We start from the raw sequence: 25,372 nt of genomic DNA, 5'->3' as shown, positions 1-25,372 counted from the left end.
TCCCTCCCGCGTTAAGCATGCTGTAATAAAACCCCGGACTTGTCCGGGGTTTTCTATTTCGCAGTTGCATCTATAGCGAGCTACTGTATAAACCGCCCCAACTAAACCGCGCCATCAAGCAAGAGGATCCCGGACGTGGAAGAAATCATCGAACAACTGCGTGAAGCCAACGAACCGGTACCGGTCCCCTTGGAGTTACCCGACGAAGACCAGATCGTGGAAATCGAAGAACAACTGTTCATCGACATTCCATTTGTCTTCAGAGAATTTTTGCTGACCGTCAGCGACGTCGTCTACGGCAGCCTGGAGCCGGTAACCGTTACCGACCCGCAATCCCACACCTACCTGCCGGACGTTGCCGCCAACGCCTGGGACGCGGGTGTTGATCGCAGCATGATTCCGATCTGCCAGGACGGTGACAACTACTACCTGGTCGAAGAAGACGGCACCGTGGTGCTGTGGTTGGCCGAAGAAGAGCTGATCGCCGAAGAAACCTGGGAATCGGTGTGGCACTGGGCGCGGGACGTCTGGCTGGAAAGCTGAGACGTCTGACGCGCCACAGGGTCAGTGCCCGGACGAATCTTTGTGGTTGTCCAATGTTTCGAGCAACGCCACCTGCATCCGCGTGTGCACGCGGATGAACCAGCGCCAGAGCAGCGCCGCTACAGCGGCCGCGACGACGACGATCAGCACCAGCAACTTGTTGGTCGGCAGAATACTGGCCGACAAGGCTGCCAGCAGCAGGAAAATCACCAGCAGCGAGAGGATCGGGATCACTTCGGCGATCACCCGACGCACTCGCTGCGTGTGGCGGCCGGCCATCTCCGGCTTCACGCCCATCTCCGCCAACAGCATCGAGAGCGCCTTGAGCTTGCGATAGGCGGCGATCAGGAACGGTAGCGACAACAGCAACGCCCCACCCCAAATCAACGCTTTCTGCCAGCTCGGGTCACTGATCCAGTCTTGCAGGTAAGCAGACATGCGCTCGGCGAAAAAAGCACCCGAGAAGAAGATCGCAATCACCAGCGCCAGATTGACTCCCACCTGCAACAGAATCCGCCGAATCATCAACGCCAGCAACGCGCCCTCACCCTGAGGCTGGATGCTGCGCAGCCATTCGCCGTACATCCCCAATACCCTGCCCAGGCGCTTCGGCATCACCGCGGCAAGCTTGACCGACAGCGGGTCAGCCGCGCGGATCAAGTAAGGCGTCAGCAACGTGGTGATCACCGAGACGGCAACGGCGACCGGGTAAAGGAAGTTGCTGGTGACCTGCAACGTCATGCCCAGCGCCGCGATGATGAAAGAAAATTCGCCAATCTGCGAAAGCCCCATCCCGACTCGAAGTGAGGTGCGTCCATCATTGCCAGCGATAAAGGCGCCAAGACCGCAAGAAAACATCTTGCCCAGCACCACGGCCACGGTGATCACCGCAATCGGCCACGCGTATTGCAGCAGGATCATCGGATCGAGCATCAGCCCGATGGCGACAAAGAAGATCGCACTGAACAGGTCGCGAACCGGTTCGATCAAGCGCTCGATTTTCAGCAATTGCCGGGATTCAGCCATGATCGCGCCAATCAGGAAGGCACCGAGCACCATGCTGTACTCAAGTTTGACCACTAGCAGACAGAAGCCGAAACACAGGCCTAACACAGTGATCAGCAGCATTTCATTGCTTTCGAACTTCGCCACGTAAGCCAGCAATCGCGGCACCAACAGGATACCGATGACCAGCGCGACGATCATGAACAGCGAGAGCTTGCCGACCGTGGAAAACACTTCGCCGGAACTGACCGTGCCGCTGACCGCGATGCTCGACAGCAAGGCGATGATGCCGATGCCAAGAATATCCTCGACGATCAGCACGCCGAAAATCAGCTGCGCAAAGCGTTCGTTCTTCATCTTCAGGTCGTTGAGCGCCTTGACGATGATGGTGGTAGACGAAATCGCCAGAATCGCGCCGAGGAACAGCGAGTCCATGGTGTTCCAGTCGAACCAGCGGCCAATTTCGTAGCCGATCCAGATCATCAGTACGATTTCCATAAACGCCGCGATGAACGCTGTGGCGCCGACCTTCAACAGCTTGCGCAGGCTGAACTCCAGACCCAGGCAGAACATCAGGAAAATCACCCCGAGTTCGGCGAGGGTTTTGATGGTTTCTTCATCGTGGATCAGGCTGAACGGCGGGGTATGCGGGCCGATGATGAAGCCTGCGACGATGTAACCAAGTACCACCGGTTGTTTGAAGCGATGAAACAGCACAGTCACCACACCCGCGATCAACATGATCACTGCCAGATCTTGAATGAAACTGATGGCGTGCATGGCGTGGGGCTCCTTGGGTGACATTGCTCAATCGACAGACGTAGGAAAGGCCTGTTCGAGCAAGGTAAAAAATCCACTTTCCGCGTGGGAATTACCCTTGAGAAGGGGCTTTTGAAGGGTAACACCGCGACTTCCGGCAGAAAGGCGGTGCAATATATGGAAACAGATCGATTCGGGCGTGACGGCAGTCACCCGCCCGGCGTCCCGATAACTGTTGGTTTGAAAAAGCTGACGAGGCCCCCGCAGAGGTGCCGCCCTCCCGAAATTCTGCCTTGAACCGTGAGTACGCTATGGAACCCGGAAACGCACAACTGTCGATGACGGTATTGATGACCCCCGACATGGCCAACTTCTCTGGCAATGTCCACGGCGGTACCTTGCTCAAATACCTCGACGAAGTGGCCTACGCCTGCGCCAGCCGTTATGCCGGCCGCTACGTGGTGACCCTGTCGGTGGACCAGGTGATTTTCCGCGAGCCGATTCATGTCGGCGAACTGGTGACCTTTCTGGCCTCGGTCAATTACACCGGCAACACCTCCATGGAGGTGGGCATCAAGGTGGTGACCGAAAACATCCGCGAGCGCTCGGTGCGCCACACCAACAGCTGCTTCTTCACCATGGTCGCAGTGGATGACGACCGCAAACCGGCTGCTGTCCCGCCATTGCAACCGCAGAACAGCGAAGACAAACGCCGCTTCATGCAGGCTCAGCAACGTCGGCAGATTCGTCAGGAACTGGAAAAGCGCTATCAGGACATCAAGGGCGACGCCTGATATCGACAAAGTCGCAGCCTGCGCAAAGGCTGCGATTTTTTTCGGCGAATGTTGTTACAAACTGATCGCTGTCGCCTCGAACCGCACCCGCGGGTGCGCGATCCGGTCCTGAGCCCGCACCAGTTCCAGCTCATAGCTGGAGCAAGCCTGGGTTTCCAGCAGCACTTCATGCACCGCCGACGCGGCGAATTCAAATGCAGCCACCAGGCTATCGCCCAACAGCACGCGAGCCAGAAACAACCCGGAAGTCAGGTCGCCGACGCCCACCGGCTGACGCGGGAACGCCAGCAGCGGACGGCGCAGATGCCAGCTGTCTTCAGCCGTCACGAGCAACATCTCGAAAACATCCGTCGGTTTACCGGGATAATCCAGATGCTTGACCAGGACAGCCTTCGGACCGCGCGCCAGCAACGCTCGCGCCATAGCCAGGCAATCGAACAACGATTGCGGCTTGCGTCCCGAAAAGCTGTCCAGCTCCAGCTGGTTCGGGCACATGAAGTCCGCCACGGCAGCCGCCTCCTCCAGCAGGAAATCGCTGACTTCCGCAGGCACGCTGCACCCCTTCTCCGGATGGCCCATCACCGGGTCACACAGATACAGAGCCTTGGGATTCATCGACTTGATCCGCGCCACCCCTGTCAGGATCGCCCGGCCCTGAGCAGCACTGCCAAGATAGCCGGACAACACGGCATCACAGTTGCCCAGCTCGCCAATCGCCGCGATGCCTTCGACCAGATCGGGAATCTGATGCGGCGCCAGCACTTCACCGGCCCACTGGCCGTACTGGGTGTGGTTGGAGAACTGCACCGTATTGAGCGGCCAGACATTCACCCCGACCCGCTGCATCGGGAAAACCGCGGCGCTGTTGCCAGCGTGGCCGAACACCACGTGGGACTGAATGGCGAGCAGATGGGGCGTACGTTTCATGCGCTGGGTTTTCCGTCAAACGATTGAAATTCAAGCCGCGCAGTATGCGACTAAACGCAGCCTGTACGACAGACCGGCGACGCAGTTAAGCTGACACTATCTTGTTGGAGCAACGTGTTGATGCTGACCCTTGGAAATATCTTCGTCCTGATGCTGCTTGCCACCGGTGGCGCGTGGTTGTGGCACAACCATGGCTTGCGCGAGCGTGCGCTGGAGCGGGTCAAGCTGCATTGCACAAAGCTAGGAATCGAGCTGCTGGACGGCAACGTGGCCTTGAAGAAGCTCGCCTTCATTAAAGACGCCAACGGCCGGCGGCGCCTCGCCCGTGTGTATAACTTCGAATTCACCGTGACCGGTGAAAGCCGTCACAACGGTACTATCACCCAGTTCGGCGCCCACAGTGCGCAGATTGAGCTGGCGCCCTACCCGATGCCGTTCGACGACACACCTGCGGTGGCCGAAGTAGTGAAACCGCGCGCCGAGGTGATCGAGATGAGTCAGTGGCGGCAAGAACACACTAAATGGCGTCCTTGATTCAAGTCGGGCTCGACCGGCAGTCGGCTAGCTCTCTTTGTAATGAATCAACATCCTGCGGCTCACTGAAAATCAGCTCGATACGCGAATCACGCCGCCATTCGCTGGGCTGCCAGTCCGGCACCGAGTTTTCCAGCGCATTCGCCGAAACCCAACCGTCGACACTGTGGATAACCAGCTTCGCCCGCCGCCAGGCAAGGCTTTCAAGCCAACGGCCAACAAGCGTCGTATCGAAAGCCTGACTCGGATGCCAGCGCCACCCAACGCTCCAGCCGCCCTCCTGCTCCTGACTCAAGCAAATGGGCAGCGCAGGATCGGTCCAGATGGCCGGCAGCTGTGCCAATCCTTTGGGCGCGACGAAGTTATCCACACCCGCTACCGCCTGAACCCCAAGCCCTGGTAACTCACTCAATGGCAACGCGGCTTGCTGCGTCCAGTACAACGGACGCTCTGGCAACTGTGCGGCGATTCGCTGGCGATCAGCATCGTCGATATTTTCGGCTTTATTCATCAGCAACAACCCAGCGCTCTTGAGCGCTTCCTGTTGCGCCACCGGCAGCGGTTTACCGGCAGCCAGTGCCTGGGCGTCCAGCACCAGCACGCAGGGTTGAACAGCCAACACGCCTTGCCACGGCGCCTCACTCAATTGCCTGAGCAATTGTGCCGGATGCCCCAGCCCGGAGGGCTCGATAAACAGCCGATCCGGCCGCGCCTTGCGCAGCAAACGCCCGAGGCCGATCTGAAACGGCGCACCATTCACGCAACACAAACAGCCCCCGGCCACTTCACCCAGTGCGATACCATCGGCGTCCTGGGTCAGCAACGCAGCGTCGAGGCCGATCTGGCCGAACTCGTTGATCAGCACCGCCCAACGCTCATTCGCCGGCCGCTGCGCCAGCAGGTGCTTGATCAGGCTGGTCTTGCCGGCACCCAAGGGACCCGCAATGACGTGAGTGGGAATGTTCTGCAACATGGTCGAAGTTTTCTGAGGAGGTAAGGATGCGGTTGATGGGATTGTCGTTGCTGCTGGTGCTCACTTCAGGTGAAGCGCTGGCTCAAGCCTGTGTGGTACATAGCACGGCTGCGCGACTCGACGTGAAAGTCTGCCAGCAGAACCGCAACATCCCGGAAAAACTGTTCGCCGATGGTTTCTGCCAGCCGAACCTTCCTGGCCAGAAAGTCGAGGTGCAGTACGTCGACCAATGCCCCACCGGCGCGTTCGGCGTGTGCAGCAATGCCCAAGTCGCCAATATGCCTTACCGGCAGGATATTCACTATTACGGCGTGGCCACGGATGCGGCGTATTTGAAGCCGTTTTGTGAAGCCCAGAGCCAGGGAACCTGGCTCAAGCCGTGAGCCGTTAGCTCAGCCAGTCGAGCGTCAGGATCAGCCGCCGCTCACCGGACGCCAGCTGTGGCGAGCGGTGAATCAGGCCGAAGCCTTCGTTGCCATGCCATTTCTCGCCTTTAAGCAGCGCGACTTCGCCGCTGGCGATCTGCTCTATCCGCGAATCGTCCTGGGGTTCGGCATCGGCGTTGCCCAGTTGTCGGCGATCTATCGCACCTTCCTTCAGCCACTGGCTGCCGATCCCGCAATACGTGGTGATCAGCCGCACCGGCACGTGATCGACGTGGAAACGCGGGCACATGGCCTTGTCCAGGACCCGCAAGCGCAGGCCGATACGATTGGCGCCCAGCAAACAGGCGAAAGCACTGACCAGCCAGGAGACGTCGGCAATGAAACCTTCGTAACCTTCGAGATCGCTGAAACCTGAGGCCAATCCATGCAGATTGGGTTCGGTGTCATCGCTGGGCAGTTCCAGGACCAGCGACTCCGCCAACGGCTCGTTCAGGGACAGCAACAAACGCCCGAAATCAGCGATGTGCGCCGGCAGTTGGCGCTGCCAAACGGCGAGATTTACGCCGTCATCCAGTATTCGGGTCAGCGCTTGCGGCGTCTCACCTCGAACCTGATAAATGATCGGCCGCAGTTTCAGACTGGGTGCCAACATCAGGCTGCCGCCTCGTCATGCCACGGGCCAAATGGATCTGGCAGTAGCCGCCAGCCCTCGATACCTAACGCCATTTCATCGTCGGTCAGCAGGCAACTGTCGAGTTCGTTGGTGAGTTGCGCGAAGTCGATGTTCTGGCCGATGAACACCAGTTCCTGGCGGCAATCGCCAGTGGTTGCGGTCCAGTTTTCCATGATCCCGGCGGTGCTTTCTTCGTCCTGCGGCCACTGGGTTTTCGGCACGAAACGCCACCAGCGTCCGGCGAAACCATGGCGCATCAATCCGCCCGCCTGGGACCAGCTACCGGCGTCCATGTGCTTGCTGGCCAGCCAGAAGAACCCCTTGGAGCGCAGCAGTTTGCCGTTCACCCACGGGCGGTCGATGAAGCTGAAAAAACGCTGCGGATGAAACGGTCGGCGTGCTCGGTAGGCTGTCGAAGCGATGCCGTATTCCTCGGTTTCCGGTACGTGTTCGCCACGCAATTCCTGTAACCAGCCCGGCGCCTGGGCGGCCTTCTCGAAGTCGAAACGACCGGTATTCAGGATCTTCGCCAAGGGAATTTCGCCCATGACCATCGGGATGATTTCCGCCTGGGCGTTAAGCCGCTCAAGGATCGCGATCAGTTCCTGGCGTTCGCTGCTGCTGATCAAGTCGATCTTGCTGATCAGTATCACGTCGGCGAATTCGATCTGCTCGATCAACAGGTCGGTGATTGAGCGCTCGTCCTCCTCGCCCAAGGTTTCACCACGGGAGGCGAGGCTTTCGGCGGCCTGATAGTCGATCAGGAAGTTCATGCCATCGACCACGGTGACCATGGTGTCGAGCCGGGCGATGTCGGCCAGGCTCTGCCCTTCCTCATCGCGAAAGGTGAAGGTTTCCGCCACGGGCAGTGGCTCGGAAATGCCGGTGGATTCGATCAATAAATAATCAAAACGACCCTCCTTGGCGAGTTTGCTCACCTCTTCCAACAAGTCTTCGCGCAAAGTGCAGCAGATGCAGCCATTGCTCATCTCTACGAGTTTTTCTTCCGCGCGGTTCAGGCTGACATCGCGCTGGACTTCGCCGCCATCAATGTTGATTTCGCTCATATCATTGACGATCACGGCGACGCGCAGGTTGTCGCGATTGCGCAGCACGTAGTTGAGCAGCGTGCTTTTGCCAGCGCCGAGAAAGCCCGACAGGACGGTTACGGGGAGACGATTGGGCATCAGGTATTCCTCACAAAGATGCCCGGTCGCAGTGTCGGGCTTAACTTGATGTTATAGTATAACAACACAATTAAGCCACTTTCCTCTTGCCCACGATGACAAAGGGCACGATGCTCAAGCCCGTTCGATCCGTGAGAAATCCTATGCGTGTAGCCCTGAAAATAACGCTGATGAGCGTTTCGCTGCTGATTGCTGTCGACGCCTGGGCGCAAATCCCGAGCCTGGCCAAATGCACCCGAAGCGCCAATCTGCTGGCCTGCGTGGATGGCGACGGCAACGCCTACAGCGTCAACACCGTCGGAAGCACGATCTATCTGCGGGGCTTCGAAGCGGCCGGAAAACGCCATTGGGCGCAGACCAACAGTCGCTACGGACAACTCACGTTTTTCACTGGGCTCGCTTCCGATGGCGAGGCCTGGGTCGGCTACAACCGCCGCGTCGGCTGGACCACGATCAATCGGTTTTCCAGTTCCGGTGGCAGCAGCGGCAAGTTCACCTGTAGCCGAATCGCCGGCTGTTAGGCCTGAATCTTTTTCTGCTCCTGCTGCCAAGCGACGTAACTGTTTACCGGCGGATTTTTCTGGAAGTAGCGCTGTAACCCTTCGAACAAGCCATCGGCTACGGCCTGCTGGTAACGCGCAGTGACCAGTCTCTGACTGTCGCGAGCGTTAGATATGAAGCCGGTTTCCACCAAGATCGACGGCACATCCGGCGATTTCAGCACGGCAAATCCCGCTTGTTCCACGCGCTTCTGATGCAATGTGGTGATACCCGCCAGACTGCCGAGCACCGTGCTGCCCAACTGCAAACTGGCGGCGAGGGTCGCGTTCATCGACATGTCGAGAATCACCCCGGCAAGCATCGGGTCCTTATCCTTGAGGTTGAGCAGGCTGGTAGCGCCCAGCAGGTCCGCGCCGTTCTCACGTTGCGCCATGAAACGCGCCGTCGCCGAGGTTGCTCCACCCTCGGACAGGCAGTAGACCGAAGCGCCTGACGCGGTAAGACGCGGTGCGGCATCGGCATGCACCGAGATGAACATGTCGGCGTTGTGCTTGCGAGCGATCTCCACACGCTTGCGTAGCGGGACGAAGAAGTCGTCGTTGCGCACCAGTTTCACGTCGAAGCCCTTCTCGCGTTTCAGCCGTTTGGCCAACAGCTGGGCGATGGACAGCACCACGTCCTTCTCACGCTCACCTTTGGCGCCGATCGCGCCGGGGTCTTTGCCGCCGTGACCGGGGTCGACCACGACGATGATGTCGCGCTTGGGGTGAGCCTTGTCGACGGTCGCCTCGGGCGCCGCCGCCATTTGTAACGGCGCAGCCGTCTTCAGATCGAGTACCAGTCGATGGCCCTGACCGTCCTGTGGCGGCAGTAAAAAACTGGCGAGCTGCACCGGGCCGCTGAGGTCGAGGACGATTCGCGTATCGCCAACGCCAAATTGTCCGGAGCGTATCGAGCGAATCACCGTGTTGCTGAGCGCCAACTGACTGAAATCGCCACTGAGGTTGGCACCACTCAGGTCGATGATCAGCCGTTCGGGAGCGCTCAGGGAAAACGTCTTGTATTGCACCGGCCCGCTCAGATCGAACACCAATCGCAACTTGTCATCCGAACGCCAGAGCCGCGCATTGCGAATCTGTGTGGCCGAAACGCCAAACGGCAAAGCGAAGGCCGCGCTGGCCAGGATCAGGTTGAGCAAGTGACGTCTGTGCATGATGAAAGCCTGTTCATGAAAAAGGCATGGTCGATTTAGATGTAATAACATAACATAAGACATCGACTCCCACGATGGACCTGCTCATGAATGCGCTGACTCTGCCGGATATCGCCGCGCAGGCCTCACGCCAAGCCCTGCCACTCGACTGGGTGGGCATGTGCGGCATTGCTCTTCCTGTTTTGTTCGATGGCCAACGACTGAGTGCGAAAGCCGACGCCGGCGTTAGCCTCGATGATGGCGAGGCGCGCGGAATTCATATGTCGCGGCTGTACTTGGCGCTGGAAATGCTCGAGCAAGAAAACCTGACGCCCGCTTTGTTACGGCGAATTTTGCAAAGTTTTCTCAAGACTCATGAAGGACTGTCCAACAGCGCGTACTTAAAAATTCACACCGATTTACTGCTCAAAAGACCGGCGCTGGTCAGTCCATTGGCCGGCTGGAAAACCTATCCAGTGAGCATCGAAGCACGTTTGAAAAACGCGATGTTCCACGTGGAACTAAAAATCGACGTGTCTTATTCCTCGACCTGTCCCTGCTCGGCCGCACTATCCCGGCAGTTGATTCAGCAACAATTCGTCGATGACTTCGCCAACAAGCCGCTGCAACACGCTGATGTGTTGACTTGGCTCGGCTCGACAAAAGGCATCGTCGCAACGCCGCACAGCCAACGGAGCACTGCGAAATTGCGGCTTCGAGTGGACGACTATCTGGATGACCTACCGCTGATCGCGATCATCAACGACGCCGAAGCAGCCCTCGGCACCGCCGTGCAAACCGCCGTGAAACGCGCCGACGAACAAGCCTTCGCGCTGGCCAACGGGCAGAACCTGATGTTCTGCGAAGACGCCGCCCGCCGTTTGAACTTGGCCCTGAAACGCTCCCCCGGCATCAACGCCTTCCACCTACGAGTCGTCCACGCGGAAAGCCTCCACGCCCACGATGCCGTCGCCGAAAGCCGTTGGAATTGGGAGGCCGCATGATTCATTGCCAAGCCTTGCGATGGGGTGCACCCGGCCAGGCCCTGACTCCACCCGTGGATTTCGAACTGGCCCAAGGAAGTCTGACCGCCGTAATCGGTGCGAACGGTTCGGGTAAAAGCAGCCTGCTGAAAGTCATCGCGGGTTTGCAAAAACCGCTGACCGGCAAAGTCATCCTGGATGTTCCACGCAAGGGCAGCCTCTCATTCCTACCCCAGCAACAACACTTGGATCGCCAATTCCCTATCAACTTGCAAGAGTTAGTGGCCGCCGGTTTCTGGGGCCGTACACAGTCGCCCGAGATACGCAGACAACGCCTCAAAGCCGTCCTGGAAAACTGGTGCCTGAGCGGACTGGAACAGCGCTCGCTGATGGCCTTATCCGGTGGCGAATTACAGCGTGCCCTGCTCGCCCGTTTAAGCCTCGCGGATTCACCACTGCTGTTGCTCGACGAACCCCACGCCGCCCTCGACGAGCTCGGTCAGGCGCTGCTCTGGAAACACATTCACGCCTGGCATGCCGAAGGCCGAACCCAAGTGATCGTGTGCCATGACCTGGCCGCCGTTCGCCAACACATTCCTCAAACGTTGCTGATCAAAAGCTCCGGCTGTGTCCTCGGGTCGAGCGTTGACCTGATCCATCAACAACCACAAACGCGGGTGGCCTGATGCTCGCGGCCGCTCATCTTTGGCAACCGTTCCACGAGTTCGTGTTCATGCGTCGGGCTCTTCTCGGCGGGTTGGTTCTGGCATGCAGCACAGCACCGTTAGGTGTGTTTTTGATCCTGCGACGCATGAGCCTGATCGGCGACGCGGTGGCTCACGGCATTCTGCCGGGGGCCGCATTGGGCTTCTGGTTCGCCGGATTGAGTCTGCCGGCGCTGACCGTCGGCGGCCTCGGTGCCGGTCTCGGCATGGCCGGCCTCGCCGCCTGGATCACCCGTCGCACCGGCCTGCGGGAAGACGCCAGCCTCGCCGCGATCTACCCGATCTCCCTTGCCTGCGGTGTGCTGATCCTCGGAATCGCCGGCAAACGCCTGGATCTGTTGCACCTGTTGTTTGGCTCGGCACTGGCGGTCGATGGTCCGACGTTAACGGGCATGCTCTGGGTCTCCGGCTTCAGCCTGATCGCCATGGCGTTCATCTACAAACCGCTGTTGCTGGACACCCTCGACCCACTCTTTCTGCAAACCGTCAGCCGACTAGGCCCCCTGGCACACGGCGTATTTCTAACCCTGGTGGTGCTGAATCTGGTGATCGGTTTTCAAGCCATCGGCGCGCTGATGGTGGTCGGTTTGATGATGTTGCCCGCCGCCGCGTCGCGCTTCTGGAGTCGTCGCTTGCCGACGTTAATGGCCATCGCCGCCCTGCTCGGCTGCCTCTCGGTGTGGCTCGGACTGTTGCTGTCGTTCTACTTCTCGCTGCCCAGTGGCCCGGCGATCGTGCTGGTGGCTGGCGGTTTGTATCTGCTGTCCGTGGTGTTCGGACCGGTGCACGGTTTGCTGCGCCGCCCGCCTTTGCTCACATCCCAATGAGGTGTTACCCGATGCGCGTTTTACTCGTGCTGTTCAGTTTGCTGCTGTCGATGTCGCTGTCTGCTGCGGAAAAACTTCAGGTAGTCACCAGTTTCAGCATCCTCGCCGACATGACCCATCAGGTCGGCGGCGACCACATCCAGATCACCAACATGGTCGGCGCGGACGCCGATGCTCACACGTACGAGCCGACGCCGGACGACGCCAAGGCGTTGCTGAACGCCAAACTCATCATCAAAAACGGCTTGGGTTTCGAGCCATGGCTGGACCGCCTGGTGACCAGCACCGAGACCAAAGCGCCAGTGATCAGCGCGAGCCACGGCATCATCCCGCGCTCCCTGGATGAAGATGGCGAGACGATTCCCGACCCTCACGCTTGGCACAACCTGGCGAACGCTGAGCTGTATATCAGCAACATCACCAAGGCGCTGATCGCTGCCGACCCGACGAATAAAGCCGACTACGAACGTAACAGTCAGGCCTACCTGAAACAGATCTACGCGCTGCTTGCAGAAGCCAAGGTCAAACTCGGTTCGCTGCCACCGGGTAATCGCAAAATCGTGACGTCCCACGACGCCTTCGGTTATCTCGGTCAGGCTTACGGCATCGACTTCATGGCCCCTCAAGGTCTGTCCACTGAACGCGAACCGTCAGCCGCCGAAGTCGCTGCATTGATCACTCAGATTCGCCAGGCCAAGGTCAAAGCGGTGTTCATGGAAAACATCAAGGATGCACGTCTGCTCAAACAGATTGCCGATGAAAGCGACGCGCACATCGGTGGCACGTTGTACTCCGACGCCCTCGCGGCGACCGGACCGGCCAGCACCTTCGTCGGGTTGTTCGAGTACAACCTCAACACCCTGTACAACGCGTTGAGCAAGCCATGATCCGCAAGAATCCTTCCGGTGATTTGCCGGTCATAGCAGAGTCTGCCTACGTGGATAAAACCGCCATCATCTGCGGCAAAGTGGTGATCGGCGAGAACGTCTTCGTCGGTCCTTACGCGGTGATTCGTGCCGACGAAGTGGATACCTCAGGCGAGATGGAGCCGATCATCATCGGCGCCAACTCGAACATCCAGGATGGTGTGGTGATCCACTCCAAGTCCGGCGCGGCAGTGACCATCGGCGAGTTCAGTTCCATCGCCCACCGCTCGATCGTTCATGGTCCGTGCACGGTTGGCGACCGGGTGTTTATCGGGTTCAACAGCGTGCTGTTCAACTGCGCAGTCGGTGACGGTTGCGTGGTGCGGCACAACTCGGTGGTCGATGGTCGCGACTTGCCCGAAGACTTCTACGTGCCCTCCACCACCCGCATCGGCCCGAAGACAGATCTGTCGCAGTTCCCACCGGTAAGCGTCAGCGCCTCGGAGTTTTCCGAGGACGTGGCGCGCACCAACGTCGATCTGGTGCGCGGCTACAAAGCCCTGCAGAACGAGTTCTGACCATGAGCAGCGTGCTGATTCGCAATGCCCGGCTGGTGAATGAAGGCCGTGAGTTTGACGGTGATCTGTTGGTGAGCAACGGTCGAATCGTGAAGATCGCCAGCAGCATCCACAGTGAAAATGCCGACGTGGAAATCGATGCACAAGGGCAACGGCTGCTGCCAGGAATGATCGACGACCAAGTGCACTTCCGCGATCCAGGCTCACCAGACAAGGGCAGCTTCTACACCGAATCGCGGGCGGCGGTGGCGGGTGGCATCACCAGCTTCATGGACATGCCCAACACCCATCCGGCGACCCTGACCCTCAGCGCACTGGCCGACAAAAAGCGCCGAGCGGCGATCAACTCCGTCGCCAATTACGGCTTTCATTTCGGCGTGAGCAACGACAATCTCGACACCGTCGCCAGGCTCAACCCCTGTGAAGTCGCCGGCGTCAAAGTGTTCATGGGCGCCTCGACCGGCAACATGCTGGTCGATGACCCACAGATTCTCGAGCGGTTATTCGCCGAGGTGCCGACCCTTTTGTTGGCCCACTGCGAACACACGCCCAGCATCGACGCCAATGCCGCGAACCTGCGTGACTTGTTCGGCGAACACATTCCTGCGGCGGCCCACCCGCTGATCCGCAACGCCGAGGCCTGCTTTCGCTCCTCCTCAATGGCCGTGGACCTGGCCAAGCGTCACGGCACCCGACTGCACGTTCTGCACCTGACCACCGCCCGCGAACTGGCGTTGTTCGAAGACAAGCCACTCGCCCAGAAACGCATCACAGCCGAAGTCTGCCTGCACCACTTGCTGTTCGATGACCGGGATTACCCGAGCCTCGGCAACCTCATCAAGTGCAACCCGGCGATCAAAACCCAGGCCGACCGCGATGCCTTGCGCAAAGCGTTGCTGAGCCATAGGCTCGACGTGATTGGCAGCGACCACGCGCCACACACCTGGGCCGAAAAACAGCGGCCGTACAGCCAGGCGCCTTCCGGCTTGCCACTGGTGCAACACGCCCTGCCCGCGCTGCTGGAACTGGTCGCGGATAAAGTTTTGCCGATCACTACACTCGTGGCCAAGACCAGTCACCGGGTCGCCGATCTGTTCGCCATTCCTGACCGCGGTTATCTGCGCGAAGGCTATTGGGCCGACCTCGTTCTGATCAAACCCGAACCCGGCGGCGTCGCCGTTTCCCAGCAGCCGATTCTGTCTCAATGCGGCTGGACGCCTTTTGCCCGGCAGCGTTTCCGCCACAGCGTCAGCACCACGATCGTGTCGGGGCAAATTGCCTGGCACGACAAACGTCTTAATGACAACTGCCAGGGTTTACCACTACGGTTTATGCGCTAGCACTCGAGGGCACCGACATGATTCACATCACCCTGAGCGATGGTTCATTGCGTGAATACGACCAGCCACTGTCGGTGTACGAGCTCGCCGCGAGTATCGGACCCGGGCTGGCAAAAGCGGCGGTGGCCGGCCGAGTGGACGGCATCCTGGTGGACTGTGAGTACATGATCGAAGCCGATGCCAGGGTCAGCATCGTCACGCCTCAAGAGCCCGATGGGCTGGAGATCCTGCGACGCTCCTGTGTACTGATGCTGGCCATGGCCGTTAAACAACTTCATCCACAGGTGCAACTGCACGCAGGAACGGCGCTGGGCGACGGGTTCTTTCATGAGTTCTCTGTCGAGCCATCCTTAATGCCAGCAGACCTGCCACTGATCGAAGCCCGCATGCAGGCTCTGGCGGCGACCAATCACTCGATTCGCCGTCAAGGAAAGACGCCGCTGTACCGCCTGGGGAATGTCGAATCGACGACCGCTGGCCCGCATGTCCCCGCGACCCGAGTGCTGCAAGCGTTCACCCTCGACCACATCAGCGGTACGTTGCCGCAACGGATTTACGGTACGTGCTGGTCGTGCCAACAAGAGCTGGAAAACTGGCGGACACCGCCGCACGTCATGATCGTCAGCATGGACGAACGTCAGGCGGATTACGCGCAGTCGGTGACCGAGGCATTGCGTCGAAGCGGCGTGCGCGCCCGTGCGGATCTGCGTCACGAGAAAGTCCGCCAAAAGATTCGCGAGCACAGTCAGCACGTGCCGTATCTGGTGGTGATCGGAGAGAAAGAAAAAGCAGGCGGGTTTGTCAGTGTGCGCAGCCGCACAGGTGAAGACTTCGGGAGGATGGGTGTTGAGACGGTGTGTGAGTGGTTGAATCAGGCCCGCTCCCACACAGTCATGTAGGGCGCGGGCCTGCTGGCGAGCTTTTAAGCTCTTGGTTTGACGGTCCCGCAATCCTGCCCCAACCACACGGCGCGGCTATCGAGGCTGCCCTTCTGCTGAATGCCGGTAGCGTTGAAGGTGCCATTAACCTTGGTGGTGAACTCACGATCACTGAGGAAAGTGGCGACACCGGTGCCCTGCGCTTTCGGACAGCTGAAGCGGAATTTCCACTGATTCCCGGTGCGGTCGGTGACTTCCTGCTTGCAGCCAGACTGTGGATCGGTCAGCGGAATGTCGTTGGTCTTCACTTGTTCCGGCGTCAAGCAAGCCCGAATCCCTTTGCCGCCCATGGTGATGCCCTGCTTCTCCAGCTGCGCACGCTGTGCAGGGGTCATCTGGCTCTGTAGCTGACCAAGGATCAGCTGCAAGTCCGGGAGATTCTGGTCATCGACCTTCATGTTGCTTGTGGTCATTTCCCACAAGCCGGGCTGCAACATCTGCGCCTGAGCGGCCACAGGAAGTGACAAACCAACAGCCATGGCCAAACCCAGCAGACGAACGTTCATCGAGTAACTCCTGATCAGTTGTGGCCGTTAGACGTCAGCGAATGGCTTCGGTTCATGGGCCAATTAAATAGCGACATTCTGCACGGAACATGGTCTGTTAAGCATTGAATCTTCAGGAGCAAGGCTGCCCCCATGGATTACTTTGGACCGCATATTTTTGGCTACATGATTGCACTGCTTCATACGCTGGGCCTGATCGCTGCCATCCACGCCGTGCTCACCGTCCGGACCGCCCAGGGATCGATCGCCTGGGCCCTGTCGTTGCTGTTTATTCCCTACCTCACACTCATCCCCTACCTGGTCTTCGGCCGCAGTACCTTCGATGGCTACATCAAGGCTCGGCGGCAGGCCAACGAAGAAATGCGCAAGGCAATCTCCGAGCTCAACTGGCGCCCTTGGGTAGAAGAGGCGCTGACCGCTCGCGCCTCAAGTGCTTACGCGTCCTTGAGGGCGATGCCGAAACTGGGACGCATGCCGTGCCTGGCGAACAACGAAGTGCGTTTGCTGATCGACGGCCAGGCCACCTTCAACGCCATTTTTGACGCCATCAGCAACGCGAAGGAAGCGGTGCTGATTCAGTTTTTCATCATCCACGACGATCGACTCGGCCAACGCCTGCAAACCTTGCTGCTGCAGAAAGCCGCCGAAGGCGTGGCGGTTTATTTATTGTACGACCGCATCGGCAGCCACTCCCTGCCTCACAGTTACGTGCAGCCACTGCGCGATGCCGGCGTCGAGGTCAAAGCCTTTGCGACCCGCAGTGGCTGGCTCAACCGCTTCCAGGTCAACTTCCGTAACCACCGCAAGATTGTGGTGGTCGATGGCGTATTGGGTTTCGTCGGTGGGCACAACGTCGGCGACGAATACATGGGCGAGAAACCACCCCTGGCGCCGTGGCGCGATACCCATGTGCAAGTACGCGGGCCGGTGGTGGCCTGCATGCAAGAATCTTTCGCTGAAGACTGGTTTTGGGCCGCCCGCTCATTGCCGCCGCTGATCCTGCCGGACGTTTACCCGGACGACGGCGTGCTCTGCCAATTGCTCGCCAGCGGTCCGGCGGATTCCTACGAAACCTGTTCGTTATTCTTCGTCGAAGCCATCCATGCGGCAACCGAGCGGGTGTGGATCACCAGCCCTTATTTCATCCCCGACGAAGCCGTGTTCGCCGCGTTAAGGCTGGCCGTTCTGCGAGGCGTGGATGTGCGGCTGCTGCTGCCCTCTCGACCTGACCACCGAATCGTCTACGCCGCCTCCAGCCTGTATGCCTTCGAAGCCGTGCGCGCCGGCGTGCGGGTGTTCCGCTACGAGCCTGGCTTCCTGCATCAGAAAGTGGTGTTGATCGACAGCGAAATCAGCGCCATTGGCAGTGCCAATCTGGACAACCGCTCGTTCCGGCTGAATTTTGAAGTGATGTTGTTGACGGTCGACAGCGCCTTTGCCGCCGAAGTAGAACAGATGCTCAACGATGACTTCGCCCAGGCTCACGAGATCGCCAAAGAAGAAAGCCGGGAGACCCGCCGCCTGCAACAGGTCGGCATGCGGGTCGCCCGGCTTATTTCACCGATACTTTAAGGGTTGTAGATATCGTCTCGCGTCCATGGCAGTTCATGGCTGCCATCGGGGTGGGCTTTCACCGCGAGAATCTGGTGCAGATTGATCCAGCCCTTGGCGAACGCGTAAGCGCATCCCGCCAGGTACAGCCGCCAGATCCGTAAGGCTTGCTCTGGCACCAGCCGGGAAGCCGCTTCCAGATTGTCTTCCAGGCGTTCGCTCCAGTGGTCCAGGGTACGCGCGTAGTGCAGGCGCAGACTTTCGACGTCGACGATCTCCAGCCCTGCTTCACTGATCTCGGCAGAGATCATCGACAGGTGCGGCAGCTCGCCATTGGGGAACACATACTTCTCGATGAATTCGCCGGCACCGCGCCCCACCGGACGGCCGTCGATGTGCTTGGCGGTGATCCCGTGGTTCATTACCAGGCCACCCTCCTTCACCGCACCGAACAAGGTCTTGCAGTACTCGGCCAGATTGGCGTGGCCAACGTGTTCGAACATGCCGACACTGACCACTTTGTCGAAACGGCCGTCCTGAGGTAGGTCGCGGTAGTCGAGCAGTTGCAGTTCGACCAGATCGTCCAGGTCTTCGGCGGTCACCCGTTCGCGGGCAAGTGCGAGTTGCTCTTTACTGAGCGTGATCCCGAACACCTTCGCACCAAACTCCCGGGCGGCATACCGTGCCAGTCCGCCCCAACCGCAACCGACATCCAGCAGATATTCCCCTGGTTGCAGCCGCAGCTTGCGGCACAGGTGGCGGAATTTGGCTTGCTGGGCTTGTTCCAGCGTTTCGCTGCCGGTCTCGAAATAGGCGCAGGAATACGCCATGTCACTGTCGAGCCACAGTTGATAAAACGCGTTGGAAAGGTCGTAGTGGTAGGAAATCGCCTTGGCGTCTGCTTCTTTGTCGTGAGGGGTGCGCACTGGCTGACTGTCTTGATCACCGAGCAACGCCTGGCTCCACTCATCGCAAACGCGGATCACGTCGCTGATGGAGCCTTCCAGCTCAAGCTTGCCTTCGACAAACGCCGCTCCGAGCGTGTCCAGGCTTGGGTGAGTGAACTGGGTAACCATTTGTGGGTCCTTGACCACAATTGTGACGCTAGGCGTCGGCCCCAGGTTGAATTCATGGCCGTCCCAGAGTCGCAGGCGTAACGGTAACTGCAGATTCTGTAAGGCCGGAGGAAGATGCGCGAGCATGGATAGACCCTCTTGTTTCAGACGTCTGATGTGAGGGTAGTCCATCCTTGAAAAATAGCTGGCTACCGAATTAATAGCCCTTTTTTATGATTCGTAACGCTCGAACTAACCGTCGCGAATTCACAAAAGTGATTGCCCTCACCTAGATGACTACGAATTCGTCGTACAGTTCTGAAAACTTGAAATCGCCCGTGATCGCGCTGTTTAGAGCACTCACCAGACGTGTTCAATCCTCATCCTCAAGCTTGAGCAATGGTTCCTGAAAACGCAGTAAACGCCCGGCATTCCCCAACACCAGCAGGGTGCTGAAATTGTGCAACAGCGCAGCAATCATCGCGCCCGCAGCACCAAGCCAGCCGAAGGCGGCGAAGGCAACAATCGCCAGCGTCCAGCCAAGACCAATGATCACGTTAACCTGCAACGTGTGTCGGCATTGGCGACTCAAACGCACACATGTACCGAGTCGACGCAGGTCGCTGCCGATCAGGACGATGTCGGCCGAAGCCAGCGCGATGTCCGCCCCGCCCGCGCCCATGGCCACGCCGACCACACCGGCCTTGAGCGCCAGCGAATCGTTGATCCCGTCTCCCACGACCATCGGCCGGAAGCCGCTGCCGATTTCTTTCAACACACGATTGAGTTTGTCCTCGGGCAACGCTTGAGCTTCAACGTCGCTGATCCCGACATCCCGCGCCAATGTGTGCGCGACGCTTTGCCGATCCCCTGTCAGCAGCAACTGCCGGCCCAACCCCAATTCGCGTAGCTCGCTCAAAGCAAATCGAGCTTCAGGTTTGACGCTGTCGGCCAGCAACAACCAGGCGAGGAATTCACCGTTGAGCGCCAGCCCGGCAATCGGGCCATCGTGGTCGGGAACACTGGAAGTGGCGATACCCAATTGCGCGAATAGCTCCGGACGACCGAGCGCCGCCTCGCCCTGCTCCGTCATCGCCACCACGCCCAGCCCCTGGCGTTCGTGGATGTCAGAGAGCAGCAGAAAATGTTCCTGGGTGACCAATCCGGCAAGCGCACGACTAACCGGATGACTGCTGGCAGAACCGAGGCTGGCAGCGAGTTTAAGGACGTGGCTGCGATCCTCGAGCGGACTGTCGATGGATTGCAAACGCAAGGTGCCAAAGGTCAGGGTTCCGGTCTTGTCGACCACCAGCGAAGTCAGATCTGCCAACTCTTCGAGGAACGCGGAGCTGCGAATCAGAATCCCGTGACGAGCCGCCACCGCCACCCCGGCAATCGCCGTGGCCGGTGCCGACAACACCAATGCACAAGGACAGGCCGCCACCAACACCGCGAGCATGGCCTGAGCATCGTTAGTGACGAACCAGGTCACGGCGGCCAGCAGCAACACCAGCACCATGTAGCTGCCGGCGTAACGTTCCAGCAAACGCGTGATCGGTGGTTTGGAACGCTCGGCACTTTGCATCAGCGCGATGACTTTGCCGAGAGTCGACTCATTGCCAGTGCGGGTCACTTCGATGCGCAGCAGACCGTCGAGGTTGATCGCGCCGCCGAACACTTGCATGCCGACGCCCGCCTCCATCGGCACCGATTCGCCAGTAATCGAAGCAGTGTCCAGGCTCGCCTGACCGGACAACACCCGACCATCCGCCGGCACCCGATCACCCGCGCGCACCTCGACGAGGTCTCCGGCCTTGAGTGTGCCGTTATCGACTTCGACGATGGAGCCATCGGCCTGAACCTTGCGAGCGTGGCTGCGCGTCAGTTTGCCGAGGGCGCGAATCGCCTCTTGAGAGCCGATCACGCTGCGCTCCTCCAGCACGTGGCCGAAGATCATGATGATCGGCAGCAATGCTGCAGTCAGCAGATCACCCGTGGCCCACGCCCCGAGCATGGCCAGGGCGATCAATTGATCAGTGATCCCGTGCAGGCTCGGATAACGCAGGCTGTACCAGGCCGAACGCATCACGGGCACGGCCACCAGTAACGAAGCAAAGCCTAGCAGCAGTTGACTGACGCCCGTCTGCTCCGGAGACAACCAGCGCCAGGTCAGGCCGAGCGCAAGCAGGCCCAATGCGAGCATGGCCAGGGTCAATTGCCGGGCGGCGCTGCGCTGTTCAGCCGAGGACAACATGCTCGGTGCGGCGGCGGTTGGGGTGGTCATTGTGCAGCTCCCTGAATGATCAGGCGGGAATCGTCTTTCGGGTTGACCGTGGTCACCGAGCCGGCCTGACCGAGAATCTTCGGCATCCGCTCGCGGTAGATGCGCAGCAGCATTTGCGGGTCGGTCCCTTGTTGCTGCGCCTTGGCCAGGCTCAATACCGTGGCGGTGTCCGTCGACGCTTTGGCCAGACGTTCGCTCGCTTGGGCGTGAGCGACTTGCAGCGTGCGATCGGCTTGTTCGTTGGCCGTCTGAGTCAGTTTCTCGGCTTCAGTGCGAGCATTGGCCACGGCTTTATCGGCTTGTTGACTGGCGGTCAGAACAGCGTTGAACGCATTAACCGCTGGGCCTGGCAGACTCGATTGCACGTCGACCCGAGCCACTTCAATGCCTAACCCCTGCCCGGTCGCGGTCAGGTCAGCCAGGCGCTGATTGATGCCTTGCACCAGATCACCGCGCAACCGTTCGCGGCGTTCGGCTGCCTGGCTATCGGCGCCGATCAGCTCTGGCCGAGCGACCAGAATAGTGTCCAAATCTCGCGCCGCCGTGAGCGTCACGGCGCTACGGGTCACCAGTCGATCCAGTGCCGGCAACACATGTTCGCCTTGAAGGACGAAGGCATAGGGCTCGGTGACTTTGTAGAAAACACGCACATCCAGTTGCACCACACCCGCGTCACCGGTGAGCAAATAACCGGAGCCGGCGAGTGCATCGCTGATCGGTGTAGCGAAACTTGCTGCCCGGTCTGCCTGCAACGCGGCATCGGTGCGCAGCAGGTTTTCCACCCGACGCTCAATCACCCGGTCCGCCGCGGGCAACAAAATCACCTGCTCAAACGGACGTGGCCAAGCCAATAGCAGGCCAGCATTCTGGATGCGATCCAGCGCGCCGAAATGCAAAACCACCGCGCGATTTTGTGGATCGATCTGCCGCACATTGGAAAATGCCCACGCCAAAGCGGCCAGTACCGTCACGGCGTAAAGGGCCAAGAAAGCCAGTCGCCCAGCCTGAATCCAGGGACTGCTTAACTCATTTGTTCCACGTGGAACTAATTTCATGGCTGCGACCCGGCCTTGTTATCGAGGGTCGGCGGACCGTCAACCAACACCCGGAACGGCGCGGCGTCGGTACGCAGAATCAGCTTTGTGCCGGGCGTGACGATCGTGCCTAGCGTGTCGAGGGAGCGCAGCAGGTTGTAGAGCTGTGGTGACCCGGCATAGGCGCGACCATAAATCTGCGCGGCTTCGACGCGCGATTGAGCTTCGATATCGGCAGCTTTCACCGTCGCATCGGCCTGCACTATTCGCGCATCACGCTCGGCGGCAGAACGGATTTGCGCCGCTTCGCGCTTACCAATAGCCGTGCGTTCGGTGGCGATTGTTTCACGCTCGGCACGCATGCGATCGACGGTAGCGGTGAGGGTTACCGACGGCAAGGTCAGTCGCTCGATGCCGACTTGCAGCACCCGCACGCCATAAGTCGTGAGCAGCTGCTGATCGATCTGTTGACGCAACTGCGCTTCAAAATCAGCGATGTGTACTTTGTTGGCGTCGGTGTTCACCAGGTTAGCCAGATCAAAACTGCTGGCCGTGGTTTCCAGCGCCGAGCCAACAAACGTGCGAATTTGCCGCGCGGCTTCGTCCGGCTGATTCTGTACAGCGCGCATGAAGCGTTGCACGTTGTCCGGATCGCCCTGAACCTGCCAGGCCACGTAAGCCTGAACGATGATGCGCAAACCGTCCCGCGTCCCCACATCCTGTAAACCACTCGAGGTCGTGCGCAGTCGCAGATCGACAGGAATCGCCGCTTCAAAAGGCGCAGGCCAACGCCAGCCAAGACCTGGTTCCAGCAGTACCCGCGACGGATTACCGAAACGCGTGATCACCGTCGCCTCGCCCGAGCGCACTTGCACCAGGCTCGCTGCCGCGATGGCAAATGCTACCAGCAAGGCTGCCCAGCCCATTCGCCGCCACGGGAACGGGCCCGCTTCTTGGGGATCACCGTGATGGTGATGGTGATGTCCGTGGTGATGCCCGCCATGGCCGTGATCGTGGCCAGTGTGGTCATCGTGATCATGAGTGTGCGACTGGCTCAATTGGCAGCTCCTGGCTGAGCGGTTTTACGCGCCGGCGCAAGGTCAGCCGGCAGCGTGAATGTACGAAGGTCTATGGTCGGCGCGTTACTGCTGCCGCCCAGACGATGGTCGAGCACCAGCAACCTGGCATTGGCCAGGCCTTGGGACAGTTGGCTGAAGTACTGTTCCAGCACGAAGGCCTGGCCGGCGCTGGCGTAGGCCTTTTGCTCGGCGCTGAACCGCAGATCCGCCGCTTGGGCAGTGGCGTTGATTTCACGAGCGCTGGCCGTCGCTTGATCGCGAGCGATGCTGGCCTGCAATTGCGCCTGGTTAGTGGCTTCCGCCGCCGCACCGCGCTCGCGGGAAATCAATGCCTGGGCGCCAATCTGCGCAGCCTGGACACCGTGATAGGCATTGGCGGCACCGGCCGGCGGATGAATCGCCTCGACCACGGTGGCGAGAATTTCCACGCCGCTGTCGAGTTTCTGCAAGTCGGCCTGTACCGCCCGACCAATTTCTTCGGCGAGCCCTACCCTGTCTTCGCCGAGCAAACCGTCGAGGGTTCGCGAGGCGAAATCGTGGACCAGAATCCGGCTGGCGGTGCTGCGGATCAGTGTCGGGACGTCGGCGCTGTTATAGGTCGCAGCCAACGCCGCTTGATCGCTCAGGCCGATGCGATAGACGAAACGCACGTCCATGTTGACGATCTGGAAGCTCTGCTTGTCGGCTCGGCTGCTGGCAATGACCTGGGATTTGTCGTTCACATGGCTGGCGTCCCACAAGCGGTTGGCAATCGCGGGCGCCGGGCTTTCGGCGGGTTCGGCCACGACTGGGGCCGGTGTGTCGCCAACACTGGTGGCCAACTCGTGGACCACACCGTTCTCGACACTCAACACACGGCCCAGAGGCCAGGGCAATCCTGCGTGCAAACCAGGACCGAATACCTCCACCGGTTTGCCGAATCGCTCGTAGATGCCCCGCCCTTGCAGCGGTATTTCGTGAATGCCGGTCAGTGACCAACCCACTATCGAGACTACGGCCAGCACCGGAAAAAATGCCCGACGCATGTAGGTGAAGGCCCAGATCTGCCGCAGGTCGATGCCGAAACGGTTGTGCAATTCGTGCTGCAACGCCAGCAAAGGTTGCGGCGGCCAGCGCAGCATGTCGGCGACGAAGCTGCGCGCCAGCAAGGCAGGTTCGAGTTGTTCGCGCTGTGGACTGAACAACGACAGCAGGGCGCGCAACAGCAACTCGGCGGCGACCAATCCTGGCAGCAAGCCGATCAGTACCGCCAGACGCACCGGCCAGATTGAAGTTTCGCTACCGAACAACAGGCACAAAGCGCTGAGTACCAGGCAGATGATCGCCACTCGAGTCAGCTGCGCCAACGACGCTGCTTCGGGCCATTGCGCGACGTTTTCCTGCGCCAATTGACGTTCCAGCACCAGCAAACCGAAGGCCAGCAGCAACGACAGCGCCGCACCGACACTGGCCGACAACCCCGGTGCGGCGGGCGGCAGTGCCAGATTCCAGACTTGTTCGATGCTCAACAACGCCAACAGCGACCAACCGGCGAGCCATAGCGTCGGGGCGCCAATCTGCACCAGCATTCGCAACCATCGCTGGCTTAGCCGATCCAGCAGCCTTTCGTACCAGCCCACTGGGGCAACGACTTCGTCAGCCACGACGACCTGCACGACCGGGTTCAACGCCCGCGCGCGCCACTGCGTCACCCACCAGGCCGATTGCAAACCGGCGACCAGCACCAGCAAACAGGCGCTCTGATTGACCAGCAACGCGGGCCAGAGCGACTGCGGCGCAAACAGCCCGACAAAAAACGCCAGCAACCAACCTGCCGCCGCAAGAGCGCCCAGACCGATTGCGAACTGACGCAATCGCCGCCCTTGAAAAACCGCCTGCTGGAAACGCGGTAGCCCGGCTACTTGCGTCCCATCGACATCGAGATCGACTTGCATACCACCCCAGTGTTTATCGTTGCTCATATCGCAATACGTTACGGTATAACGAAAGCCGTGAAATTTCCGTTCTTAAATGCTGTATCTAAAGGCGCTCAACCTGTCGCTTGCCTGAAGCCTTGACCGAAATGCTGCAGAACGCACATATTACGTTCGTAATTTTATTCAATGACTACGTTTACCCATTCCGATCCCCGT

At 59.7% G+C, this 25,372-nt stretch carries 25 protein-coding genes; 13 read left to right on the top strand and 12 right to left on the bottom strand.

Annotation, left to right across the window (positions count from 1 at the left end):
- Positions 1 to 135: 135 nt before the first annotated feature.
- Positions 136 to 543, top strand: a complete 408-nt coding sequence (locus QF010_RS12405; protein WP_008007803.1) for an SMI1/KNR4 family protein — start codon at positions 136 to 138, stop codon at positions 541 to 543.
- Between the two features lie 21 nt (positions 544 to 564).
- Here the strand turns inward: QF010_RS12405 and QF010_RS12400 are convergent, their stop codons facing one another.
- Positions 565 to 2,328 carry a cation:proton antiporter gene (locus tag QF010_RS12400; RefSeq protein ID WP_429533209.1) on the bottom strand — a complete coding sequence of 588 codons (1,764 nt, stop codon included), beginning with the start codon at positions 2,326 to 2,328 and terminating at the stop codon, positions 565 to 567.
- Positions 2,329 to 2,618: 290 nt separating this feature from the next.
- Between QF010_RS12400 and QF010_RS12395 the strand changes: the two genes are divergently transcribed.
- On the top strand, positions 2,619 to 3,101 hold the full coding sequence (locus tag QF010_RS12395; protein ID WP_074872148.1) for an acyl-CoA thioesterase: 483 nt from the start codon (positions 2,619 to 2,621) through the stop codon (positions 3,099 to 3,101).
- Positions 3,102 to 3,155: 54 nt separating this feature from the next.
- Here the strand turns inward: QF010_RS12395 and pdxY are convergent, their stop codons facing one another.
- A complete protein-coding gene (pdxY, locus tag QF010_RS12390; protein WP_429511529.1) occupies positions 3,156 to 4,028 on the bottom strand; it encodes a pyridoxal kinase PdxY in 873 nt (290 codons plus the stop codon).
- A gap of 120 nt (positions 4,029 to 4,148) precedes the next feature.
- Between pdxY and QF010_RS12385 the strand changes: the two genes are divergently transcribed.
- The gene (locus tag QF010_RS12385; protein WP_033059629.1) at positions 4,149 to 4,562 is read left to right on the top strand and encodes a DUF3301 domain-containing protein; all 414 of its coding nucleotides are present in this window, start codon (positions 4,149 to 4,151) and stop codon (positions 4,560 to 4,562) included.
- Position 4,563: 1 nt separating this feature from the next.
- Here the strand turns inward: QF010_RS12385 and QF010_RS12380 are convergent, their stop codons facing one another.
- Positions 4,564 to 5,535: a CobW family GTP-binding protein gene (locus tag QF010_RS12380; RefSeq protein ID WP_429533208.1), complete on the bottom strand. Its 972-nt coding sequence runs from the start codon at positions 5,533 to 5,535 to the stop codon at positions 4,564 to 4,566.
- A 26-nt stretch (positions 5,536 to 5,561) separates the two neighbouring features.
- Between QF010_RS12380 and QF010_RS12375 the strand changes: the two genes are divergently transcribed.
- Positions 5,562 to 5,918: a hypothetical protein gene (locus QF010_RS12375; RefSeq protein WP_033059632.1), complete on the top strand. Its 357-nt coding sequence runs from the start codon at positions 5,562 to 5,564 to the stop codon at positions 5,916 to 5,918.
- Positions 5,919 to 5,922: 4 nt separating this feature from the next.
- Here the strand turns inward: QF010_RS12375 and QF010_RS12370 are convergent, their stop codons facing one another.
- Together QF010_RS12370 and zigA are read right to left on the bottom strand one after the other, a co-directional pair.
- Entirely contained in the window at positions 5,923 to 6,573 is a 651-nt protein-coding gene (locus QF010_RS12370) for a DUF1826 domain-containing protein (RefSeq protein WP_429533207.1), read from the bottom strand.
- Positions 6,573 to 7,781, bottom strand: coding sequence for a zinc metallochaperone GTPase ZigA (zigA, locus tag QF010_RS12365; protein ID WP_033059634.1), 1,209 nt, complete (start codon positions 7,779 to 7,781; stop codon positions 6,573 to 6,575). The genes QF010_RS12370 and zigA overlap by 1 nt, the downstream gene beginning before the upstream one ends.
- A 143-nt stretch (positions 7,782 to 7,924) precedes the next feature.
- On the opposite strand from zigA, the gene QF010_RS12360 reads away from it, so the two are divergent.
- Complete coding sequence (locus QF010_RS12360; protein ID WP_033059636.1) at positions 7,925 to 8,302, top strand: hypothetical protein; 378 nt, start codon at positions 7,925 to 7,927, stop codon at positions 8,300 to 8,302.
- On the opposite strand, the gene QF010_RS12355 is transcribed toward QF010_RS12360, so the two are convergent.
- Positions 8,299 to 9,495: an N-acetylmuramoyl-L-alanine amidase gene (locus tag QF010_RS12355; protein WP_429533206.1), complete on the bottom strand. Its 1,197-nt coding sequence runs from the start codon at positions 9,493 to 9,495 to the stop codon at positions 8,299 to 8,301. The two genes, QF010_RS12360 and QF010_RS12355, sit on opposite strands and share 4 nt — an antisense overlap.
- A gap of 86 nt (positions 9,496 to 9,581) precedes the next feature.
- Here QF010_RS12355 and folE2 point away from each other — a divergent pair, with 86 nt between their 5' ends.
- From folE2 to QF010_RS12320, 7 genes are read left to right on the top strand one after another with little or no spacing between them, the layout of a single operon-like run.
- Entirely contained in the window at positions 9,582 to 10,478 is an 897-nt protein-coding gene (folE2, locus tag QF010_RS12350; protein ID WP_429533205.1) for a GTP cyclohydrolase FolE2, read from the top strand.
- Positions 10,475 to 11,143: a metal ABC transporter ATP-binding protein gene (locus QF010_RS12345; RefSeq protein ID WP_429533204.1), complete on the top strand. Its 669-nt coding sequence runs from the start codon at positions 10,475 to 10,477 to the stop codon at positions 11,141 to 11,143. The genes folE2 and QF010_RS12345 overlap by 4 nt, the downstream gene beginning before the upstream one ends.
- Positions 11,143 to 12,009: a metal ABC transporter permease gene (locus QF010_RS12340; protein WP_429511521.1), complete on the top strand. Its 867-nt coding sequence runs from the start codon at positions 11,143 to 11,145 to the stop codon at positions 12,007 to 12,009. Before QF010_RS12345 ends, QF010_RS12340 begins: the two co-directional genes overlap by 1 nt.
- An 11-nt stretch (positions 12,010 to 12,020) precedes the next feature.
- Positions 12,021 to 12,896, top strand: coding sequence for a metal ABC transporter substrate-binding protein (locus QF010_RS12335; protein WP_429533203.1), 876 nt, complete (start codon positions 12,021 to 12,023; stop codon positions 12,894 to 12,896).
- The gene (locus QF010_RS12330) at positions 12,893 to 13,453 is read left to right on the top strand and encodes a gamma carbonic anhydrase family protein (RefSeq protein WP_429533202.1); all 561 of its coding nucleotides are present in this window, start codon (positions 12,893 to 12,895) and stop codon (positions 13,451 to 13,453) included. Before QF010_RS12335 ends, QF010_RS12330 begins: the two co-directional genes overlap by 4 nt.
- Before the next feature lie 2 nt (positions 13,454 to 13,455).
- On the top strand, positions 13,456 to 14,793 hold the full coding sequence (locus tag QF010_RS12325; RefSeq protein ID WP_429533201.1) for a dihydroorotase: 1,338 nt from the start codon (positions 13,456 to 13,458) through the stop codon (positions 14,791 to 14,793).
- Between the two features lie 17 nt (positions 14,794 to 14,810).
- The gene (locus QF010_RS12320) at positions 14,811 to 15,692 is read left to right on the top strand and encodes a His/Gly/Thr/Pro-type tRNA ligase C-terminal domain-containing protein (RefSeq protein ID WP_429533200.1); all 882 of its coding nucleotides are present in this window, start codon (positions 14,811 to 14,813) and stop codon (positions 15,690 to 15,692) included.
- Positions 15,693 to 15,715: 23 nt separating this feature from the next.
- Here the strand turns inward: QF010_RS12320 and QF010_RS12315 are convergent, their stop codons facing one another.
- Entirely contained in the window at positions 15,716 to 16,237 is a 522-nt protein-coding gene (locus QF010_RS12315) for a DUF3617 domain-containing protein (protein ID WP_033059649.1), read from the bottom strand.
- A gap of 132 nt (positions 16,238 to 16,369) precedes the next feature.
- Between QF010_RS12315 and cls the strand changes: the two genes are divergently transcribed.
- Positions 16,370 to 17,809 (top strand): cardiolipin synthase, encoded by a 1,440-nt coding sequence (gene cls, locus QF010_RS12310; protein WP_429511516.1) that lies wholly within the window; start codon positions 16,370 to 16,372, stop codon positions 17,807 to 17,809.
- Here the strand turns inward: cls and cfaB are convergent.
- From cfaB to hflK (QF010_RS12285), 5 genes are all read right to left on the bottom strand, one after another.
- Positions 17,806 to 18,990: a C17 cyclopropane fatty acid synthase CfaB gene (cfaB, locus tag QF010_RS12305; RefSeq protein ID WP_429511515.1), complete on the bottom strand. Its 1,185-nt coding sequence runs from the start codon at positions 18,988 to 18,990 to the stop codon at positions 17,806 to 17,808. The two genes, cls and cfaB, sit on opposite strands and share 4 nt — an antisense overlap.
- Before the next feature lie 226 nt (positions 18,991 to 19,216).
- Complete coding sequence (locus QF010_RS12300; RefSeq protein ID WP_429533199.1) at positions 19,217 to 21,127, bottom strand: cation-translocating P-type ATPase; 1,911 nt, start codon at positions 21,125 to 21,127, stop codon at positions 19,217 to 19,219.
- Entirely contained in the window at positions 21,124 to 22,182 is a 1,059-nt protein-coding gene (hflK, locus tag QF010_RS12295; protein ID WP_429533198.1) for a protease modulator HflK, read from the bottom strand. The genes QF010_RS12300 and hflK (QF010_RS12295) overlap by 4 nt, the downstream gene beginning before the upstream one ends.
- Positions 22,179 to 23,219: a protease modulator HflC gene (gene hflC / locus QF010_RS12290; protein WP_429533197.1), complete on the bottom strand. Its 1,041-nt coding sequence runs from the start codon at positions 23,217 to 23,219 to the stop codon at positions 22,179 to 22,181. Before hflC ends, hflK (QF010_RS12295) begins: the two co-directional genes overlap by 4 nt.
- Positions 23,216 to 25,174, bottom strand: a complete 1,959-nt coding sequence (gene hflK / locus QF010_RS12285; protein WP_429533279.1) for a protease modulator HflK — start codon at positions 25,172 to 25,174, stop codon at positions 23,216 to 23,218. The genes hflC and hflK (QF010_RS12285) overlap by 4 nt, the downstream gene beginning before the upstream one ends.
- Positions 25,175 to 25,372: the final 198 nt, after the last annotated feature.

It is taken from the genome of Pseudomonas silensiensis (assembly GCF_050434865.1).
In the GTDB taxonomy this organism is placed as follows: Bacteria; Pseudomonadota; Gammaproteobacteria; order Pseudomonadales; family Pseudomonadaceae; genus Aquipseudomonas; species Aquipseudomonas fluorescens_W.
Note: the sequence above shows the minus strand (reverse complement) of the source record. Positions and strands in the feature narration are given on the sequence as shown.

What these genes read in the sequence shown, in the direction of transcription:
- QF010_RS12400 (WP_429533209.1), bottom strand. Translation starts at nt 2,328, where the DNA reads ATGCACGCCATCAGTTTCATTCAAGATCTGGCAGTGATCATGTTGATC.
- QF010_RS12395 (WP_074872148.1), top strand. Translation starts at nt 2,619, where the DNA reads ATGGAACCCGGAAACGCACAACTGTCGATGACGGTATTGATGACCCCC.
- pdxY (WP_429511529.1), bottom strand. Translation starts at nt 4,028, where the DNA reads ATGAAACGTACGCCCCATCTGCTCGCCATTCAGTCCCACGTGGTGTTC.
- QF010_RS12385 (WP_033059629.1), top strand. Translation starts at nt 4,149, where the DNA reads ATGCTGACCCTTGGAAATATCTTCGTCCTGATGCTGCTTGCCACCGGT.
- QF010_RS12380 (WP_429533208.1), bottom strand. Translation starts at nt 5,535, where the DNA reads ATGTTGCAGAACATTCCCACTCACGTCATTGCGGGTCCCTTGGGTGCC.
- QF010_RS12375 (WP_033059632.1), top strand. Translation starts at nt 5,562, where the DNA reads ATGCGGTTGATGGGATTGTCGTTGCTGCTGGTGCTCACTTCAGGTGAA.
- QF010_RS12370 (WP_429533207.1), bottom strand. Translation starts at nt 6,573, where the DNA reads ATGTTGGCACCCAGTCTGAAACTGCGGCCGATCATTTATCAGGTTCGA.
- zigA (WP_033059634.1), bottom strand. Translation starts at nt 7,781, where the DNA reads ATGCCCAATCGTCTCCCCGTAACCGTCCTGTCGGGCTTTCTCGGCGCT.
- QF010_RS12360 (WP_033059636.1), top strand. Translation starts at nt 7,925, where the DNA reads ATGCGTGTAGCCCTGAAAATAACGCTGATGAGCGTTTCGCTGCTGATT.
- QF010_RS12355 (WP_429533206.1), bottom strand. Translation starts at nt 9,495, where the DNA reads ATGCACAGACGTCACTTGCTCAACCTGATCCTGGCCAGCGCGGCCTTC.
- folE2 (WP_429533205.1), top strand. Translation starts at nt 9,582, where the DNA reads ATGAATGCGCTGACTCTGCCGGATATCGCCGCGCAGGCCTCACGCCAA.
- QF010_RS12345 (WP_429533204.1), top strand. Translation starts at nt 10,475, where the DNA reads ATGATTCATTGCCAAGCCTTGCGATGGGGTGCACCCGGCCAGGCCCTG.
- QF010_RS12340 (WP_429511521.1), top strand. Translation starts at nt 11,143, where the DNA reads ATGCTCGCGGCCGCTCATCTTTGGCAACCGTTCCACGAGTTCGTGTTC.
- QF010_RS12335 (WP_429533203.1), top strand. Translation starts at nt 12,021, where the DNA reads ATGCGCGTTTTACTCGTGCTGTTCAGTTTGCTGCTGTCGATGTCGCTG.
- QF010_RS12330 (WP_429533202.1), top strand. Translation starts at nt 12,893, where the DNA reads ATGATCCGCAAGAATCCTTCCGGTGATTTGCCGGTCATAGCAGAGTCT.
- QF010_RS12325 (WP_429533201.1), top strand. Translation starts at nt 13,456, where the DNA reads ATGAGCAGCGTGCTGATTCGCAATGCCCGGCTGGTGAATGAAGGCCGT.
- QF010_RS12320 (WP_429533200.1), top strand. Translation starts at nt 14,811, where the DNA reads ATGATTCACATCACCCTGAGCGATGGTTCATTGCGTGAATACGACCAG.
- QF010_RS12315 (WP_033059649.1), bottom strand. Translation starts at nt 16,237, where the DNA reads ATGAACGTTCGTCTGCTGGGTTTGGCCATGGCTGTTGGTTTGTCACTT.
- cls (WP_429511516.1), top strand. Translation starts at nt 16,370, where the DNA reads ATGGATTACTTTGGACCGCATATTTTTGGCTACATGATTGCACTGCTT.
- cfaB (WP_429511515.1), bottom strand. Translation starts at nt 18,990, where the DNA reads ATGCTCGCGCATCTTCCTCCGGCCTTACAGAATCTGCAGTTACCGTTA.
- QF010_RS12300 (WP_429533199.1), bottom strand. Translation starts at nt 21,127, where the DNA reads ATGACCACCCCAACCGCCGCCGCACCGAGCATGTTGTCCTCGGCTGAA.
- hflK (WP_429533198.1), bottom strand. Translation starts at nt 22,182, where the DNA reads ATGAAATTAGTTCCACGTGGAACAAATGAGTTAAGCAGTCCCTGGATT.
- hflK (WP_429533279.1), bottom strand. Translation starts at nt 25,174, where the DNA reads ATGCAAGTCGATCTCGATGTCGATGGGACGCAAGTAGCCGGGCTACCG.